This window comes from Pseudomonas sp. SWI36 (assembly GCF_002948105.1).
In the GTDB taxonomy this organism is placed as follows: Bacteria; Pseudomonadota; Gammaproteobacteria; order Pseudomonadales; family Pseudomonadaceae; genus Aquipseudomonas; species Aquipseudomonas alloputida.
In genome coordinates this window covers 3,917,920-3,935,456 of record NZ_CP026675.1, presented here as the reverse complement: position 1 = coordinate 3,935,456, position 17,537 = coordinate 3,917,920, and the positions used below count along the sequence as shown (strand labels likewise).

Sequence of the window (17,537 nt, the reverse complement as noted above, 5' to 3'; positions counted from 1 at the left end):
GTTAGATTCCAATGCGCCAGTCACAGATAAAATTACCCAATAGCCTTCAATTCATACTTCCATTATTTTTTATCACTTCACATATATGCAAGGGGACGCTGTACTTAGGCGTAAAGTTCAAATCGTTGCGTATTTTCTCTGCAGGATAAGAAGTTTTATTTACCAGAGCGTCTACGCGATTTTGTGTTAACGGCAAACGCATCATGTTCCCAGCAAGCCAAACAGCCAGTCTGACTAGCCGTTCCGGCAACCACAATTGCGGCGGTTTAACACCTTGACAATCTGCAAGTGCCTCGACCACATCCCTCAGCCCGCAATCATTGGACAAGTTGTAGATCTGCCTCGCCGCACGTGGCTCACTCGAACAACAGGCAAGGGCTGCTGCAACGTCATTCGCATGAATGTAAGTCGCAATCGCTTCTTCGCGCCCTACGTAAAAGAACATCTTTTTACCAATGATCCTGGCCAACTGACGAATGGACCCATTGGGCATGTCACAAGCAAACACATTGGATGGTCGAAGTATTACCCAGTCACCCGACTCTCCCTGCAATGCAGCATGAGACATGATCAGCTTGTCCGCATCGGTCTTGGTAATCTCGTACATTCCTTGAGGATTAGGTGCGGACTGCTCGGTGACCACTCGTCTTTTGCCCGCCGCTGGTCCATACGCGCCAACACTGCTCAATTGCACCCAGCGAACGTGAGGCGCTCCCCGGCCCCTGCGGCCAAGGGCATCGAGTAGGCGCTTCACCGCGCTGACATGCAAAGCGGGCATTAATTGCTCATTCTTGATTTCACCCGCACAATTGATGATCACATCACAGCCATCTACAAGACGTTCAACGTCCAGCGTATCACTCGTGAGATCACCCACTAGCACTTCCAGTTTTTCACTGGATGCTTTCCCGGGCTTACGGGTCAACATTCGAATCGAGTGCGCTTGCTCGGCGAGGACCGTCATCAAACGTCCCCCAATGAAGCCATTTGCGCCCAATACTAGGATTTTCAAGTTCCCGCTCCTATCGCAACCTTGCGACACCAACTTACAGGCCGCCGAGTGCATCCAGTAAATGATAAGGCAAAAAAGGGCTAGGACCCTGCCCCATTTCCTGGAGATAGTTCCTATAACTAGCCACCATTGACAAGATCCCAACTGCCGATAGCCCTATTTTTATCGCCCAGTCCAAGGAGCGCTCATTATCGTTATACGCCACCAGAACAGCTAACGGCAGCGAGAACGACAACAAATCGAGAAATCGCAACCCAGCATAACTAATGCTTGCTAACGCAAAAAATGCAATTGTCAAAACAGTAGTAAGAATCACTAATTTCATTTTGTCGCTGCGCGGCATGCGCGAAGCCGCAACCGCCATGAGCATGACTGCAATGACCACCACCTTACTCATGCCAGAAAACTTTCCAGGCGATGAAACTGCACTGTAAGCACTGAGCTTCATCAGGAAATAATCACTTTTAAGGATCAGCAGTAACGCCACGCACACTGCAAAACCAAGGACGGCGATCGCACTGCTCCAGCGCGCCCACGGGACGCGCAACATCATCAGATAGGCGACGTTAAAAATCGAGGAGTAATGAAACCCCAAAGCGATCAACGAAAAACCTACGCGTCTTGAGTAACGAATCCGTCGAGCACATTGGAATGCTAAAAGCAAAAACACACTAGCCAAACCTAACCGCAATGTGTTCATGCTGTATTGATAAATAAAGGAAGGCAAGAAACAGGACAACAAAAAAAATCGCTCATTACCATTGGAACGTAACAAATAATAAAAAAGAACAATAAATAGCAAAAGACCAAATAATCTCACTGCGCCAACAGAAGAGCCTGTAACGCCCATGAAAATCCAACCCAGGAAAGTAAAGGCAGGCTCAACCCCTCCCGCCAAAGGATCCAAGGTAGACAAACCCAACAACCACTCATAGGTGTTAGTATCCGTACCCACAGCACCGCGCAATACAGCCACTATCGCAACAAACAAAATCACCAAAGCCACAGGAATGCGGCTCCTGTTCTTGGTAATTTCAGAAGCAACTAGCGCCAACAGCATCATTGCCCAGCCGAAGATATAAATCATTAACGTCTTCGCACATATGAGTTTACGACACGCCGGGCAAACTTCAGCATCGACCACGACACGGCCAACAAAAATGGCAGGATTCCAATTTTCTTTTCCCGCAACAGTGCGCCATGAACACCTAATTCACCCAACTCCATAGACCATAACTGCCCGCTCAAACCAGAATCCCCATAAACAGGTTTAAAGGTCTTGACCAACGGAAAATCCATATTGCAACACACACCACCCTTAAAAAGGATATCAGACCAGAGCTGATAATCCTCACAGTAGCGCTTCCCTTGTTTAAATCGACTTTTCACGCCATGCTGCAGCATTACCGACGATGTAGTAAATCGATTAGAAAACAGCAGCTGTCGCTTTGTTACCTGAGTACAACTCACATCCTCTATAGCCGGCTCTCGCTGCATCCCCGAAGCAAATTTTTGTCCTAATAAAGTTACTTCGGGGTGCTGTTCAAGCCAGTTGTACTGAAGTTCGACTTTTCGAGCATGCCAACAGTCATCGGAGTCTAAGAAGGCCACATACTTGCCGCTCGCCTGTGCCCAGCCTGCATTGCGTGCGTTCCCTGGCCCACCATTCTGCGGCAGTTTAATCACTTTTATCCAACCTGCCGGGTATTTTTGCTGCTCGGCATACAGTTGTTCAAGCGTATCATCTGGACTACAGTCATCAACCAAAATTACTTCGATCGGTCTTAGGGTTTGCGTAAACACCGATTCGACCGCACGCGAAATTGATGCTTTGCTCCGATAGCAAGGAACAATTACACTGACAGAAGCCTTTGTCACTGCGAACCACCTTTTCCAGCACCATTAAAGATAATGCACTGCAACCACAGAGACATCGCAGTCAAACCTTCAACTCTTGCTGAATATACTCCAACCTCAACAAAGTCTCCTTGATTTCTTCGATGGACAGCAGCGTTGTATTATGAGAGGTGTAGTCATCAAGCTGAGAGACCTCCTGCTCGCCATCAGAAGCATACTTCTCATAGTTCAGATCGCGATTGTCAGCAGGGATCCGATAGTACCGCCCCATGTCCTCAGCTTTAGCCATCTCTTCGCGAGATATCAATGATTCGTAGAGCTTTTCGCCGTGCCGTGTACCAATCACCTTGACTTCACTGCTTGATACAAAGAGCTGCTTGAGCGCTTCCGCCAAATCTCCCACTGTCGAAGCGGGTGCTTTCTGAACAAAAATATCACCTTGCTGGGAGTGTTCAAACGCGTGCAAAACCAGATCGACCGAGTCCTCCAATGACATCAGAAAACGGGTCATATTGGGGTCTGTGACCGTCAACGCCTGCCCGCTCTTAAGCTGATTCACAAATAGCGGAATCACTGACCCGCGGGACGCCATGACATTGCCGTAACGAGTGGCACATATAACAGTGGGTGAAGTATCGGGAATCATCCGAGATTTCGCGATTACCAACTTTTCAGCAAGAGCCTTGGAAATACCCATCGCATTTATGGGATAAACCGCTTTATCCGTACTCAAAACAACGACGCGCTTGACTTTACACTCAACCGCCGCATTGAGAACATTTTCAGTCCCCATGACATTGGTTTTCACGGCCTCCATTGGAAAAAACTCACAAGATGGAACTTGCTTTAGTGCTGCTGCGTGAAATATATAATCCACGCCCACCATGGCCTGTATAAGGCTGCCGTAATCCCGAACGTCGCCAATATAAAACTTTACCTTGTCATTACCCAAGGCGATACGCATGTCTTCTTGTTTTTTTTCATCGCGACTAAATATTCTTATTTCTTTAACATCAGTATCCAGAAAGCGCTTTAGCACTGTATTACCGAACGATCCAGTGCCACCGGTAATCATCAATACTTTATTTTTAAACATATATTTACCCTGATAACTCTATTTAAAGTCGCGCATACTAGATATCAAATCATCCCAACAGGGAGGCACATATCCGACAGCTTCTCGGAAACGTGTCGAATCGAGAGACCGGTCAATGACTACCTCATCATCGGCTGTAATAGTGATAGTCTTACCATAAATCCTCGCGACTTTACTTAACAGCGAATACTTATCAATGGCATCAGCTGACACGTGATAAAGGCCGCTTAACTCAGCATTAGGCAAGACGAGATTGCCGATGATCCGACCTAATTCAACGGTGGGCAAACCTGAAAAAATCGCTCGCTGATAACCCTTCACAGGACCTGTTTGCGACAAGAACCAGTCAATGAGTGATTTGCTGCTGCTCAGCTCATGACCAATAATGGAAGTCCTAAGTGTAATGGCATTGGTCGCATCAGTGACCTCCCCAATATACTTCGACTTACCATAAAGGTCCTCTGCATCAGACGGGTCTGACTCAATGTACATCCCTCGAGTTCCGGCGTACACGCAATCCGTACTAATATGAACTAGACGAGCGCCAATCAAACTGGCTATTTTTTGCAACCGATGGGGTAGCAAAGAATTGATCGGCAGTACAGCAAGCGGATCGTTTGCAGATGCCAGTTGCTTTATTAAACCGGTGCAATTGATTATTACGTCAGGACGGTGCTGATTAAACAGTGCTAAAATCTCATCCTGGTTAAGCACATCGATACCCACCTGAATGCGCACCTGCTCAGCCGGTGAGAAAAATCGTAACACTCCCGCACTACGGACGGTACCACACACGTCGTAGCGTGGATCAGACGCCAGATGCCTGAATACCGCGCTACCTAACATCCCGGACGCACCGAGCACCATGATTTTCATTGTCATTCTCCCTAATCAGGAAAGCGTATACGGTCACGTCATCTGAGTCCAGCAAGATGCCGTCGAAAAACTACCAAGCCTACTGCGCACAACGCTGCCGAAGAAAGACACGTCACGACCAAGACAGCCAAACCGCTGCTTAACCAAATTGAACATAGGAAAAAAATTCCGTTCGCCAGTGCGGTAGTGAAAAGCACCGCTATCAGACAGGTCCTATATGCGCTCTTTAACCAAGGAAAGCGACGGCATGTGAAATATGCAGTACACGCAAGCGAAAACAAATTGTAAAGCACCCAAGTGTACCCTCCGCCGACCGCTCCAAAGTGAGCAACCAGAGTGGGTAGCGCCAACAGCATGACGGGCACTGCCACCAAATTCAAGCGAAAAGACAGTGAAGTCCAACTTGCCGCCAACTGCAGCGCAAAGGGAATAATTAAGAGAGATTGTAATGCTGTACCAACCAATAACCACGGCAACACGATCGCCATTCCGTTTGCAAGGAACGGCTCAAACAGCATAAGTAGAACGGGCTGAGCAAACCAAAATACCGCACTACACATAATTGTCATGACAAGGGAGAACAAAACCAGTGCAGCACGAAATATTTTTTCTATTACGTCAAACTGGCCAAGCCGCAAGTTACTTGAAAACCTCGGAAACAAAACAGCATTAAAAGCTGTCGAGAATATGTAGGGAAATCCAGCGACCGTGCTCGCCAGACTGTAATAGGCATACTCTTCCAAGCCAAGCTTACCACTCATGAATACCTTATCGTATTGCACCGTTATCAGCGAGGTCAGTGAGATGAGAAAAACCCCTCGACTAAAAGCAATTCCGTGCTTCAGATATTTAAAGTGAACCCTGGCTCGCCCGAGAACTCCGTGCTTTTTCAACACCAAGAGCAAGGAAACGACATAAACAAATTGCACCACTACCTGAACAAGAAAATAGCCAACAACACTATTAAGACGCGAAACCTCGCTAACAACCAGAAGCACGCCCAGCGTCCGCATTATAGAGTACGGAATATAAATCTTATTTAACGACTGCTGTAGCTCATGGCCGACAAATATCCCCTGCAACAACATCACCGGGAGATTCAATCCAATAAATATAGCCATACAATACAAACAATATAGTGCTTGCTGCTCAGCAATCACGGTGAGCTTCAGCCAACTTGACACAAGCATAGGTGAAGCCATCACAATCACTAACGCCGCCACCAATCCCATTAAGGTGAACACCAGCAAATAGGTATTGATGAGCGCGAAAATGGGACGATGTGAGCGCCCGATTAATCGTGAGCCTCTGATACTCGCCAAGCGCTGTATTACACTACTGGTAAGCCCTCCCTCGAGCACCATCAGTACCATCAGAAGCGTGGTGAAGAAACCGACCAACCCCACCGCTTCGGCCCCCAATACATGTGCTGCCACAGGCAGGGAAGCCAAGCTCGCCAACGCATAGATCAATTTTCCAGAAAAACTGGCAAGCAATAGCGATGATAGGTTAGGTATCTTCATGGCTGCACAATCACTCACTACCCTGAGCGCTTACTGACGATGACCCGCTTTGTGCTGAGCCTGACAAGCTCAAAGGCAGTCGCTGATCCAAGGCCTGCCGGGCAAGATACACGTCTTCAACCACAGCTACTACTTCTCGACCATTACTAGCCTTGGGCTTCAAAACGCGTTTAAACCTGGCAAGCGCATACTTGCAGGCGACAGAGAACAGTTCCGAAACGATCCGGGCAGTACCGACTTGGGTGCATCCGCCTTGCTTAGCAGCACGCCGCGCCGAGAGCACCTCCTTTGCATAATCCCGATGATGGAAAAGGCATAAAGCATAAAGCCGAGCCAGATTGAACTGGGCTTGACGAGTTTTATCACCTAAGCCATCAAGGGTGGCCCAAGCAGCGTGGGCCCAGACAGTCTCCACACTGAAAAACATCGGCAACTCAGGCGGCCAACGTAGATCGGTGAACGGCTTCATGTGTGGATCGCTTTTAAGATCTCCCTTGTGCTTCCCCATAGCACTGCGCCCGCTATTGCTGCCTCCACCACCGCCCGGCATGGTAAAGGGAAAGTCTATGAGCGAGTATGTTTTACCTATCAGAGATAGCGAGATGGATGCTGACATGTCCGGGCTAGTTCCATAGAAGATCTTGCCGCTACGCTGCCGAAGCTCATCCAGAAGGCAGCGCTTGACCAATCCGTGATAAAGCTTGGGTAACGCATCAGTTCCCTGACAAGCCTCATGCAGTGCAATATTCAAACGTGCTTTCACGTCATACTGCGTGCATCTACCGGAAAAATCGTCCAAGTAAATGCGCCCGGCATGCGCGGCGCCATAGAACCTGGTACGAAAGTCAGGCCAGTAGTAAAACGCTTTTACCTGTGGCGTCAGCATTTCGATCGCCTCAGATTTCGCGAACTCGGCTGCTTCGATGATTCTCGCGGAGACTGTGTCGTCGTCACCGATCAGGCATACGTATTCGCCTTCTGCCAGCTCAATCGCACGCTCATGATTCTCGGTCATGGACAGACGATTTTTCCAATGTACGTACACCAAACGCGAATCTGTCTGAGCGACCGCCCATGCCGCGAGAGCACAGTCATCATTGCTGGTGTCGTGCACAACGATCTGCAGCCGGTCGCTTTTAATTTCCAGCAGGCTTTTCACGCAAGGGATCGCATACTTTGAGCGGTTATGGGTTGGCACTACCACTGAGACTAGATATCGCTCACTCATTTTCAATCGAACCCTTAAAAAATTTGATCATTGCTTCAGTCTGGTGAGTCATTCCATGACTCTTGACTTTACGGAATACGATAACTTACTGCACCGGCCAATCGGCTACTGGCTACGTGCGCAAACGCGCTTGACGGAAACGCCAAGCCTCACGAACAAGAGCAATAAAGATCCCTAGAAACAAGCCCGCAAATATTCCGACAGCCACCAGCAATGCCTTCCTTGGTTTAATCGGCCTCTCTGGTATCTCGACGACACCATCCTGACGATACACCGAGAATTGATCAGGACTAACCTTCAAAGATCGATAGACGGCCACCTGCTCTTCACGCTCGCGGAGGTTATTGACGAATGGATCATCAGATGAGCGTGTCTGGAGATTCTGAATTTCCGACTCCAGGGCCTTGCTCCCTCGCATGTACATTAGCGACCCGTTCATACCTGCAGAAACTTCAGACGAAAGATTATTTTCAATAATTGGCGGTTTTTCCAAACCGATCGACCTTGATATTTTCAAGGCTTCTGTCAATTGGGCAATGCGGTCATCCCGCTCAAGTTTGGCTTTCGCCCGCGCAGAATCTATAGATTGCTGAATGTTATCAGCTTCTACTTTAAAGTCAGACGCCACCCTTTCCATCAACTCTTTTTTTGATTGCTCACCCGCCATCTCCGCATAGCGCACAGCCCAATCAGCGGCTTGTTTAGGATCCTCCGCCAACACTGTTACTGTGGCATATCGCTCTGACTGATTGATACCAACCAAAAACTGAGCATTAAACTTTGCATAAAGCCCTGCTTGCGATTCACCGTCAACATTTTCAACAAGACTCGCCAAATAGACACGCTTGTAAAACATCTGTCGTAAAACATTTGACTGCAAGTTTCGCAAATAAACGTCATTCACAAACTTTGCCGTTATTGGCACAAGAAGCCCTTTGCCATCCGACCGCCCGACATTCAGCTGATTGATATCGCTATCTAACGGAGGCTGAACATTCAGCTTGGCTTGATAAACGGGCGTCACTGCAATCGCGTAAATAGCGAAGACCGCGACCACCACTGCAGTAACCACCAGCACCAACCAACGCTGCCGCCATACCCCCTCAGTCAAATCGAAAATATCAAATTCACGCTCTTGCTTGAAGCGCTCGAGGTCATTGCGCATTTCTTTTATTTTTCCTTGATTCCGAAAAGCTGAACAGACTACTGGTATACCAAGCAGCGCTGAATTCTATAGCGGCCGCTCCTACGGTAACTAAAATCGAGCGCAGCGGCAATTAGCCTCTGCTTGATCCTGGACCTGACCGAAGGAAGCTTGGAAAAAATGCTGCCCCACACATGTGACCTGAGAGGCAATGACCGTAAAAGTAGTTCCCTGGTTCCACCAAGGCCTGTTCAGACTGTCAGGTCGTTATCGAGGAATGCTCACCTCTACCCTGTGCTTGAACGCTAAGCTTGCGGACATCAAGGCCTGGCTCAGCGCAGCTTTTGCATTAGGATCACCGTGCACTAAGAGGATATTCACTGCCGAGCTAGGGCCTCGTGTTGCAAAGCTCACTAACCCTTTTTGGTCCGCATGCCCCGAGTACCCCGACAACGTCATGACCTTAGCCCGCACCTCGTACATATGCCCATCCAGGTCGATCTGCACAAAACCCTCCGCCCCCTCACTCGCCTGTATCACCGCCCCCGGCGTCCCCTTAGCCTGGTACCCCACAAACATCACCTCATGCCGCGGATCCCCCAGCATGGCCTTGAGGTAATTGACGATGCGCCCACCCGAACACATGCCATTGCCAGCAATCACGATCGCCGGTCGCCCGGTGCTCTTGAGGTAATTGACCACCTGCTGGTGGCGGGCATGGGTGTCCACACAGATCAGTTGGCTGAAGCCGAGTGGATCGCGCCCTGCTGCAACACGCGCCCTGGCTTCAGCATTCCAGTATTCGTGCAGCTCCCGGTACACGCGGGTGATGCGCTGAGCCAACGGCGAATCGAGGATGATTGGCAACTGTGACCAGTCGATTGGCTCACCGTCCGGAGCCGGGCCGGTAGTGTTCAGCAGGGCTTTGCGGCGCAGAATGTCTTCCAGCTCGTACAACAGCTCCTGCGTGCGACCAAGACTGAATGCAGGAATCAGGAGGGTGCCCTTGTCGGCGAGGGCTCGGTCGATGGCGTCTTCCAGCCGCTGACGGCGGTCGTCTGCCTGCGGGTGCAGGCGGTCGCCGTAGGTGCTTTCCAGCACCAGCACGTCAGCACGCTCCGGGGGCTGCACCGGGCGCAGCAGCGGGTTGCCACAAGCGCCCAGATCGCCAGAAAACACATACCGGGTGTTGGTTTGCTCATGCTGCATATCGCACTCGACATAAGCGGAACCCAGCAGATGCCCTGCACGCTGCAGGCGAATACGACAGGCAAGACCAGGGCACTCAACCACCGTGTGCCACTGCTCGAAGGGCAGCGGCACGATAAGGTCACGGATGAAATCGAGATAGCGCGCCACCTGCGCAGGCTCGCTGCTGATGCTCAGCTTGTAGGCGTCTTCCAGCACCAGCGGCAGCAGCCGGGCCGAGGGCTCGCTGCACAGGATAGGGCCACGGTAACCCGCTGCCAGCAGCGCAGGGATGCGCCCAACATGGTCGAGATGGACATGGGTGATGACCAGGGCCTGAATACCCTGGATGTCAAAACCGAGGGGGGCGGATTCTGCACCGGGCGGCGCATCACTTCCCTGTTCCAGCCCGCAGTCGACCAGCAAACTGGTGGATGGGCCGAGGTGCAACTGGTGACAGGACCCGGTGACACCCCGGGTACCACCGTGATGGGAAAGGCTGGGATATTCCATGCTGCGCACACTCGCCTGGACCGAAAATGAAGTGGACTATTACTCCATGACGGCCGACGCATGCATAGGTGAACCTTTCTTTAGTAGGTGTAGGAAATTTCCTTAGTTGCCGTTCAATGCCGCCTGACGAGCAGAAGCCCTGATCTTGCGCTTGCTGCGCTGCACGCCGTAGGCCCCCAGCAACGGCCCGACTGCCAGGCCAATGACCAAGGCAGCCAACACCAGGACAGCAACCGGCATGGCGGGTGCAGCCCAACCGAACAGGACCAATGACACGGTTTGCTGGTTCTCCAGCACGAAGAACAACACCACAGCCGCCAATAGCAGCACGAACACCGCCGCCAGGGCGCGCTTGAGGTTACGCATCAGATTGCTCCTTGTGGAATCAGGTGTGGGCCTCTTCATGCTCGTCTTCATTGACCCGGTCACGCAACTCTTTGCCGGGCTTGAAGTGCGGCACGAATTTGCCTTCGAGGCTGACCGACTGGCCGGTCTTCGGGTTACGGCCTACGCGAGGGGCGCGATAGTGCAGCGAGAAGCTGCCAAAACCGCGGATCTCGATGCGATCGCCGGTAGCCAGGCATTGCGACATCTGCTCAAGCATGGTCTTGATGGCCAGCTCCACATCCTTGGACGAGAGCAGCCCCTGATGGGTGACAATACGTTCGATCAGCTCCGACTTCGTCATATTTTTCCCTTCGTTATCAAGCAGCTAGATCATTGCTTAACCAGTTTGTAGCACGCTGGGAAGGATTTGAACAGGGTGGATCTTGACTTAATAAAAAAATTCAAGATTGAAGTAATTCAAGAATGGTCTACCACTCAGGCAGGCCAGCGCTGCCTGATTCGCGGGCAAGCCCGCTCCTACAACGGGGCGTGTCGGCCTGAGGCGAGTGTGATCCAGCGCCATCGGTGTAGGAGCGGGTTTACCCGCGAACACCGGCGAAGCCGGTGCCATCCACCGCGCCGCCTGATTCGCGGGTGAACCCGCTCCTACAACGGGCTTCGCCAGCCTGAAGCTGGCGTGTTCCAGCAGTGCCATCCGCCGCGCCACCTGGTTGCGGAGCAAAAAAAAGGGCGACCCGAGGGTCGCCCTTTTTACCGATCAAACAGAACTCAGTTCTGCTTGGCCATTGCTTCGCGCAGAAGCGCAGCCATGGTGGTGTCGGCAGCAGCTTCCGGAGCGTTTTTCAGGCTCTGGATAGCTTCGCGCTCTTCAGCGTCGTCTTTCGATTTGATCGACAGGCTGATAACGCGGGACTTGCGGTCAACGCTGATGATCTTGGCTTCGATCTCTTCGCCTTCTTTCAGAACGTTACGCGCGTCTTCAACGCGGTCACGGCTGATTTCGGAAGCTTTCAGAGTGGCTTCGATGTCGTCGGCCAGGGTGACGATGGCGCCTTTGGCGTCAACTTCTTTCACGATGCCCTTGACGATAGCGCCCTTGTCATTGACAGCAACGAAGTTGGAGAACGGATCGTCTTCCAGCTGCTTGATGCCCAGGGAGATGCGCTCGCGCTCTGGGTCAACCGACAGGATGACAGTTTCCAGCTCGTCGCCCTTCTTGAAACGACGCACGGCTTCTTCGCCGGTTTCGTTCCAGGAGATGTCGGACAGGTGAACCAGACCGTCGATGCCGCCGTCCAGACCAATGAAGATACCGAAGTCGGTGATCGACTTGATGGTACCGGTGATCTTGTCACCCTTGTTGAACTGGCCGGAGAAGTCTTCCCATGGGTTGGACTTGCACTGCTTGATGCCCAGGGAGATACGACGACGCTCTTCGTCGATGTCCAGAACCATGACTTCCACTTCGTCGCCAACCTGAACGACTTTCGACGGGTGGATGTTCTTGTTGGTCCAGTCCATTTCGGAAACGTGTACCAGACCTTCAACGCCTTCTTCCAGCTCAGCGAAGCAGCCGTAGTCGGTCAGGTTGGTAACGCGAGCCTGTACGCGAGTACCTTCTGGGTAACGGGCAGTGATAGCTACCCACGGATCTTCGCCCATCTGCTTCAGACCCAGCGAAACGCGGTTGCGCTCACGGTCGAACTTCAGAACGCGTACGTCGACTTCGTCGCCAACGTTAACGATTTCCGATGGGTGCTTGATGCGCTTCCAGGCCATGTCGGTGATGTGCAGCAGGCCGTCGATACCGCCCAGGTCCACGAATGCGCCGTAGTCGGTGAGGTTCTTGACGATACCTTTGACTTGCTGGCCTTCCTGCAGGGTTTCCAGCAGGGCTTCGCGCTCGGCGCTGTTCTCGGCTTCCAGCACGCTGCGACGGGAAACGACAACGTTGTTGCGCTTCTGGTCCAGCTTGATGACCTTGAATTCCAGCTCTTTGCCTTCCAGGTGGGTGGTGTCGCGCACTGGGCGGACATCAACCAGGGAGCCCGGCAGGAACGCACGGATGCCGTTAACGTCGACAGTGAAGCCGCCCTTAACCTTACCGTTGATAACGCCCTTGACCACTTCTTCGGCGGCGAAAGCTGCTTCCAGAACAATCCAGCACTCGGCGCGCTTGGCTTTTTCACGGGACAGCTTGGTTTCGCCAAAGCCGTCTTCGACCGCGTCCAGCGCAACGTGAACTTCGTCACCGACCTTGATGGTCAGCTCGCCAGCTTCGTTGTAGAACTGCTCGAGCGGGATGACGCCCTCGGACTTCAGGCCAGCGTGTACGGTAACCCAGTCGCCGTCGATGTCGACAACGATACCGGTGATGATCGCACCCGGCTGAAGATTGAGGGTTTTCAGGCTTTCTTCAAAGAGTTCTGCAAAGCTTTCGCTCATTTTAATTCCTGTAGATTCGGGCGAAACAGACGCCCATAACCACATTCCAGACAATGTGGGTTCGTTTTAAGTAAAGGAAAGCCGGCAGGACGTTGACTGGTGCCCCTGCCTGCTTTCCTGGCTATCAGATAAGGTCGCGCTGGGCGATCTCGCTTCTGATACGTTGCAACACCTGCTCGATGGACAACTCGGTAGAGTCCAACTGAATGGCATCGGCCGCTGGTTTCAGCGGGGCCACTGCACGTTGGGTGTCGCGCTCATCACGCGCACGAATCTCATCCAGCAGACTCGACAGACTAACATCTTCACCCTTGCCCTTCAACTGCAGGTAGCGGCGACGTGCGCGCTCCTCCGCGCTGGCGGTGAGGAAGACCTTCAATGGCGCATCCGGGAACACCACGGTACCCATGTCGCGACCGTCAGCAATCAGCCCCGGCACTTCGCGGAACTCACGCTGACGGACCAGCAGCGCTTCACGCACTGCCGGCAGCGAGGCCACCATCGATGCACCGGCACCGACGGTTTCGGTACGGATGACGTTGCTGACGTCCTCACCCTCAAGGATGATCTGTTGTAGCTTACCGGGCTCGGCAGCGATGAACTGCACATCCAGATGGGCGGCAAGCTTGGTCAGCAGCTCTTCGTTGGTCAGGTCGACGCCGTGGTTGCTGGCATTGAATGCCAGCAAGCGATACAGCGCGCCGGAGTCCAGCAGCTTCCATCCCAGCTCGCGGGCAATCAGCCCGGCGACCGTGCCCTTGCCCGAGCCGCTTGGCCCGTCGATGGTGATAACCGGTGCCATTGAATTCACGACTTGCCCTCTTCTGCCACGCGAATCCCCACTTCGGCGCACAGCGCCAGGAAGTTGGGGAACGAGGTGGCGACGTTGGCGCAGTCGTGAATGCGAATCGGCGCACTGGCGCGCAGCGAAGCCACGCTGAAGGCCATGGCGATGCGGTGGTCACCATGCCCATGCACTTCGCCGCCGCCCATCTGGCCGCCGTCGATGATGATGCCGTCCGGGGTCGGCTCGCACTTGATGCCCAAGGTGGTGAGGCCATCGGCCATCACCTGGATACGATCGGACTCCTTCACCCGCAGCTCTTCGGCGCCACGCAGCACGGTACGCCCTTCAGCGCAGGCAGCGGCCACGAACAAGACCGGGAATTCGTCGATGGCCAGCGGCACCAACGCTTCAGGAATGTCGATACCCTTCAGCTTGGCACCGCGCACACGCAGGTCAGCCACGGGTTCGCCACCCACTTCACGCTGGTTTTCCAGGGTGATGTCGCCGCCCATCAGGCGCAGGATGTCGATCACGCCAGTACGGGTCGGGTTGATGCCGACATGCTCCAGCACCAGCTCGGAGCCTTCAGCGATAGAGGCTGCGACCAGGAAGAACGCTGCCGAGGAAATGTCAGCCGGCACTTCGATCCGGGTAGCGGTCAGCTTGCCACCGGACTGCAGCGAGGCCACCGGGCCATTGCTGTCGACCGAATAGCCAAAACCGCGCAACATGCGCTCGGTGTGGTCACGGGTAGGCGCAGGCTCGGTGACAGTGGTCTTGCCTTCGGCGTACAGGCCGGCCAGCAGCAGGCAGGATTTGACCTGGGCGCTAGCCATCGGCAGCGTGTAGGTCAACCCTTTGAGCTTGTGGCCACCGCGGATGGTCAGCGGCGGGCGGCCGTCCGGGCCGGTCTCGACCACAGCACCCATTTCGCGCAGCGGGTTGGCCACACGGTTCATCGGGCGCTTGGACAGCGAGGCGTCGCCGGTCATGGTGACATCGAACGGCTGACCGGCCAGCAGGCCCGACAGCAGGCGCATCGAAGTACCGGAGTTACCTACGTACAGCGGCCCTGGTGGCGGCTTCAGGCCATGCAGGCCCACGCCGTGAATGGTCACACGACCGTGGTTGGGGCCTTCGATGACCACACCCATGTCACGGAATGCCTGCAGGGTCGCCAGCGCATCTTCGCCTTCGAGGAAGCCTTCGACCTCGGTAGTACCTTCGGCCAGCGAGCCGAGCATGATCGAGCGATGGGAAATCGACTTGTCGCCCGGTACACGGATCCGCCCGTTCAGGCGGCCACCCGGTTGGGCCTGGAAAATCAGATCGTTGGCGTTCATAGCGTCCACATAGGCCCGGCGGGCCAGGATTTTACTGAAATGCTCGCGGGCAACCCGTGCGCGGGTGAATACACCCAGCAGCTGGTGCCCATCCCCTTCAGCGATCGCGTCGCGCAGGGCGTCGAGATCACTGCGAAATGTATCAAGCGTGCGCAGGACAGCGTCGCGGTTGGCGAGGAAGATGTCATGCCACATGGTCGGATCGCTGCCGGCGATTCTCGTGAAATCGCGGAACCCACCCGCAGCGTACCGGAAGATCTCGAGGTTTTCATTGCGTTTGGCCAGTGAGTCGACCAGGCCAAAGGCCAGCAGGTGTGGCAGATGGCTGGTGGCGGCCAGTACTTCGTCATGGCGCTCGACCGACATGTGCTCCACATCGGCATCCAGCGCACGCCACAGGCGGTCAACCAGGGCCAGCGCGGCGGGGTCGGTTTCGGCCAGCGGCGTGAGGATGACCTTGTGCCGACGGAACAAGGTGGCATTGGACGCCTCTACCCCGCTCTGCTCGGAACCGGCGATGGGGTGGCCCGGGACGAAGCGCGGCAGGCGGGCACCGAAGACGGCACGCGCCTCACGCACGACGTTGCCCTTGGCGCTACCGACGTCGGTGATGATCGCATCACCCAGGTCGAGCAGGGCCAGGCGCGCGAGGACTTTTTCCATGGCCAGGATCGGTACGGCCAGCTGGATGACATCGGCGCCCACACAAGCGGCGGCAAGGTCTTCTTCGCAGCGGTCGACCACGCCCAGGGCCACGGCCTGCTTGCGCGAGGGGGCATCCAAGTCGACACCGACCACTTCGCGGCACAGGCCGCTTTCACGCAGGCCCTTGGCGAACGAGCCGCCGATCAGGCCGAGACCGACCACGACCAGGCGGTCGATGATGGGCGCGGGTTTGGTTTTTGCTGCATTTACCACTGGTGCGAACCCTGTTCTGAAATCTAGGTAGCCTGTGAGGGCCATTGGGGCCGCGGCGCGGCCCTTCGCGGGCTAGCCCGCTCCCACAGAGATCGGCATCACATGCTCACTGTGGGAGCGGGCTAGCCCGCGAAGGGCTGCAAGGCAGCCCCAAGGCCCCTGAATCAAAGCACCGCCTTCGGATAAGAGCCCAGCACCTTCAGCGCCACAGCCTCCTGGCTGATCTGCTCGAGCACCGCCTTGATCAGCGGGTCGCGGTGGTGGCCGACGAAGTCGATGAAGAACACGTAGGTCCACTTGCCGCTGCGCGACGGGCGGGTCTCGATACGGGTCAGGTCGATGCCGTTCTGATAGAACGGCACCAGCAACTCATGCAACGCACCTGGCTTGTTGCTCATCGAAACGATGATCGAGGTCTTGTCGTCGCCGGTCGGCGGTACTTCCTGGTTACCGATCATCAGGAAGCGCGTGGAGTTGTCCGGGCGGTCTTCGATCTTCTCGGCCAGACGGGTCAAGCCGTACAGGTTGGCCGCCATATCGCCGGCGATCGCCGCCGAGTTCCACTCACCCTTGACCCGCTTGGCCGCTTCGGCATTGCTCGATACGGCCACGCGCTCCACGTTCGGGTAGTGCGCGTCCAGCCACTTTCGGCACTGGGCCAGCGACTGGGCGTGGGAGTAGATGCGGGTGATGCTGTCGGTCTTGGTGTTCTCGCCCACCAGCAGGTGGTGGTGGATACGCAGCTCGACCTCACCGCAAATCACCATGTCATGCTCGAGGAAGCTGTCCAGGGTGTGGCTGACCGCACCTTCAGTGGAGTTTTCCACCGGCACCACACCGAAGTTGACGGCACCGGCCGCCACTTCACGGAACACTTCGTCGATGGCCGCCATCGGCCGACTGATCACCGCATGGCCAAAGTGCTTCATGGCCGCCGCCTGGGTGAAGGTGCCTTCAGGGCCGAGGTAGGCGATTTTCAGCGGCTCTTCCAGGGCCAGGCACGACGACATGATTTCGCGGAACAGCCGCGCCATCTCTTCGTTGCCCAGCGGGCCCTTGTTGCGTTCCATCACGCGCTTGAGCACCGCAGCTTCACGCTCGGGACGGTAGAACACTGGCTTCTCGCCTTCTTTCAGCGAGGCCGTCTTGACCCGGGCCACTTCTTCGGCGCAGCGGGCGCGGTCACTGATCAGCTCGAGGATTTTCTCGTCGAGGCTGTCGATGCGCACGCGCAGCGCCTTGAGCTCCTGTTCGGACAT

15 protein-coding genes are annotated in these 17,537 nt (G+C 54.5%); all 15 read right to left on the bottom strand.

Features of this window, described 5'->3' with window-relative positions; genetic code table 11:
- Positions 1–46 precede the first annotated feature (46 nt).
- The gene (locus C4Q27_RS18830) at positions 47–1,012 is read right to left on the bottom strand and encodes an NAD(P)-dependent oxidoreductase (protein WP_064492629.1); all 966 of its coding nucleotides are present in this window, start codon (positions 1,010–1,012) and stop codon (positions 47–49) included.
- A gap of 34 nt (positions 1,013–1,046) precedes the next feature.
- A complete protein-coding gene (locus tag C4Q27_RS18825; protein WP_064492630.1) occupies positions 1,047–2,099 on the bottom strand; it encodes an EpsG family protein in 1,053 nt (350 codons plus the stop codon).
- Complete coding sequence (locus tag C4Q27_RS18820; protein ID WP_081273261.1) at positions 2,099–2,890, bottom strand: glycosyltransferase family 2 protein; 792 nt, start codon at positions 2,888–2,890, stop codon at positions 2,099–2,101. The genes C4Q27_RS18825 and C4Q27_RS18820 overlap by 1 nt, the downstream gene beginning before the upstream one ends.
- A 61-nt stretch (positions 2,891–2,951) precedes the next feature.
- The gene (locus C4Q27_RS18815; RefSeq protein ID WP_064492631.1) at positions 2,952–3,965 is read right to left on the bottom strand and encodes a polysaccharide biosynthesis protein; all 1,014 of its coding nucleotides are present in this window, start codon (positions 3,963–3,965) and stop codon (positions 2,952–2,954) included.
- 18 nt (positions 3,966–3,983) lie between these two features.
- A complete protein-coding gene (locus C4Q27_RS18810) occupies positions 3,984–4,841 on the bottom strand; it encodes an SDR family oxidoreductase (RefSeq protein ID WP_064492632.1) in 858 nt (285 codons plus the stop codon).
- 38 nt (positions 4,842–4,879) lie between these two features.
- Entirely contained in the window at positions 4,880–6,364 is a 1,485-nt protein-coding gene (locus tag C4Q27_RS18805) for an oligosaccharide flippase family protein (protein WP_064492633.1), read from the bottom strand.
- A 10-nt stretch (positions 6,365–6,374) separates the two neighbouring features.
- Complete coding sequence (locus tag C4Q27_RS18800) at positions 6,375–7,523, bottom strand: glycosyltransferase (RefSeq protein ID WP_231114299.1); 1,149 nt, start codon at positions 7,521–7,523, stop codon at positions 6,375–6,377.
- Between the two features lie 181 nt (positions 7,524–7,704).
- The gene (locus C4Q27_RS18795) at positions 7,705–8,757 is read right to left on the bottom strand and encodes a Wzz/FepE/Etk N-terminal domain-containing protein (protein WP_064492635.1); all 1,053 of its coding nucleotides are present in this window, start codon (positions 8,755–8,757) and stop codon (positions 7,705–7,707) included.
- 246 nt (positions 8,758–9,003) lie between these two features.
- A complete protein-coding gene (locus tag C4Q27_RS18790; protein WP_104887176.1) occupies positions 9,004–10,437 on the bottom strand; it encodes an MBL fold metallo-hydrolase RNA specificity domain-containing protein in 1,434 nt (477 codons plus the stop codon).
- A gap of 102 nt (positions 10,438–10,539) precedes the next feature.
- Complete coding sequence (locus tag C4Q27_RS18785; RefSeq protein WP_003260859.1) at positions 10,540–10,803, bottom strand: lipopolysaccharide assembly protein LapA domain-containing protein; 264 nt, start codon at positions 10,801–10,803, stop codon at positions 10,540–10,542.
- A 19-nt stretch (positions 10,804–10,822) separates the two neighbouring features.
- Positions 10,823–11,125, bottom strand: coding sequence for an integration host factor subunit beta (gene ihfB, locus C4Q27_RS18780; protein ID WP_010952810.1), 303 nt, complete (start codon positions 11,123–11,125; stop codon positions 10,823–10,825).
- 428 nt (positions 11,126–11,553) lie between these two features.
- Positions 11,554–13,230: a 30S ribosomal protein S1 gene (gene rpsA / locus C4Q27_RS18770; protein ID WP_003252673.1), complete on the bottom strand. Its 1,677-nt coding sequence runs from the start codon at positions 13,228–13,230 to the stop codon at positions 11,554–11,556.
- 124 nt (positions 13,231–13,354) lie between these two features.
- Positions 13,355–14,032: a (d)CMP kinase gene (gene cmk / locus C4Q27_RS18765; RefSeq protein WP_232968887.1), complete on the bottom strand. Its 678-nt coding sequence runs from the start codon at positions 14,030–14,032 to the stop codon at positions 13,355–13,357.
- 5 nt (positions 14,033–14,037) lie between these two features.
- On the bottom strand, positions 14,038–16,245 hold the full coding sequence (locus tag C4Q27_RS18760) for a bifunctional prephenate dehydrogenase/3-phosphoshikimate 1-carboxyvinyltransferase (protein WP_231114300.1): 2,208 nt from the start codon (positions 16,243–16,245) through the stop codon (positions 14,038–14,040).
- 197 nt (positions 16,246–16,442) lie between these two features.
- On the bottom strand, positions 16,443–17,537 hold the full coding sequence (gene pheA / locus C4Q27_RS18755) for a prephenate dehydratase (protein ID WP_003252669.1): 1,095 nt from the start codon (positions 17,535–17,537) through the stop codon (positions 16,443–16,445).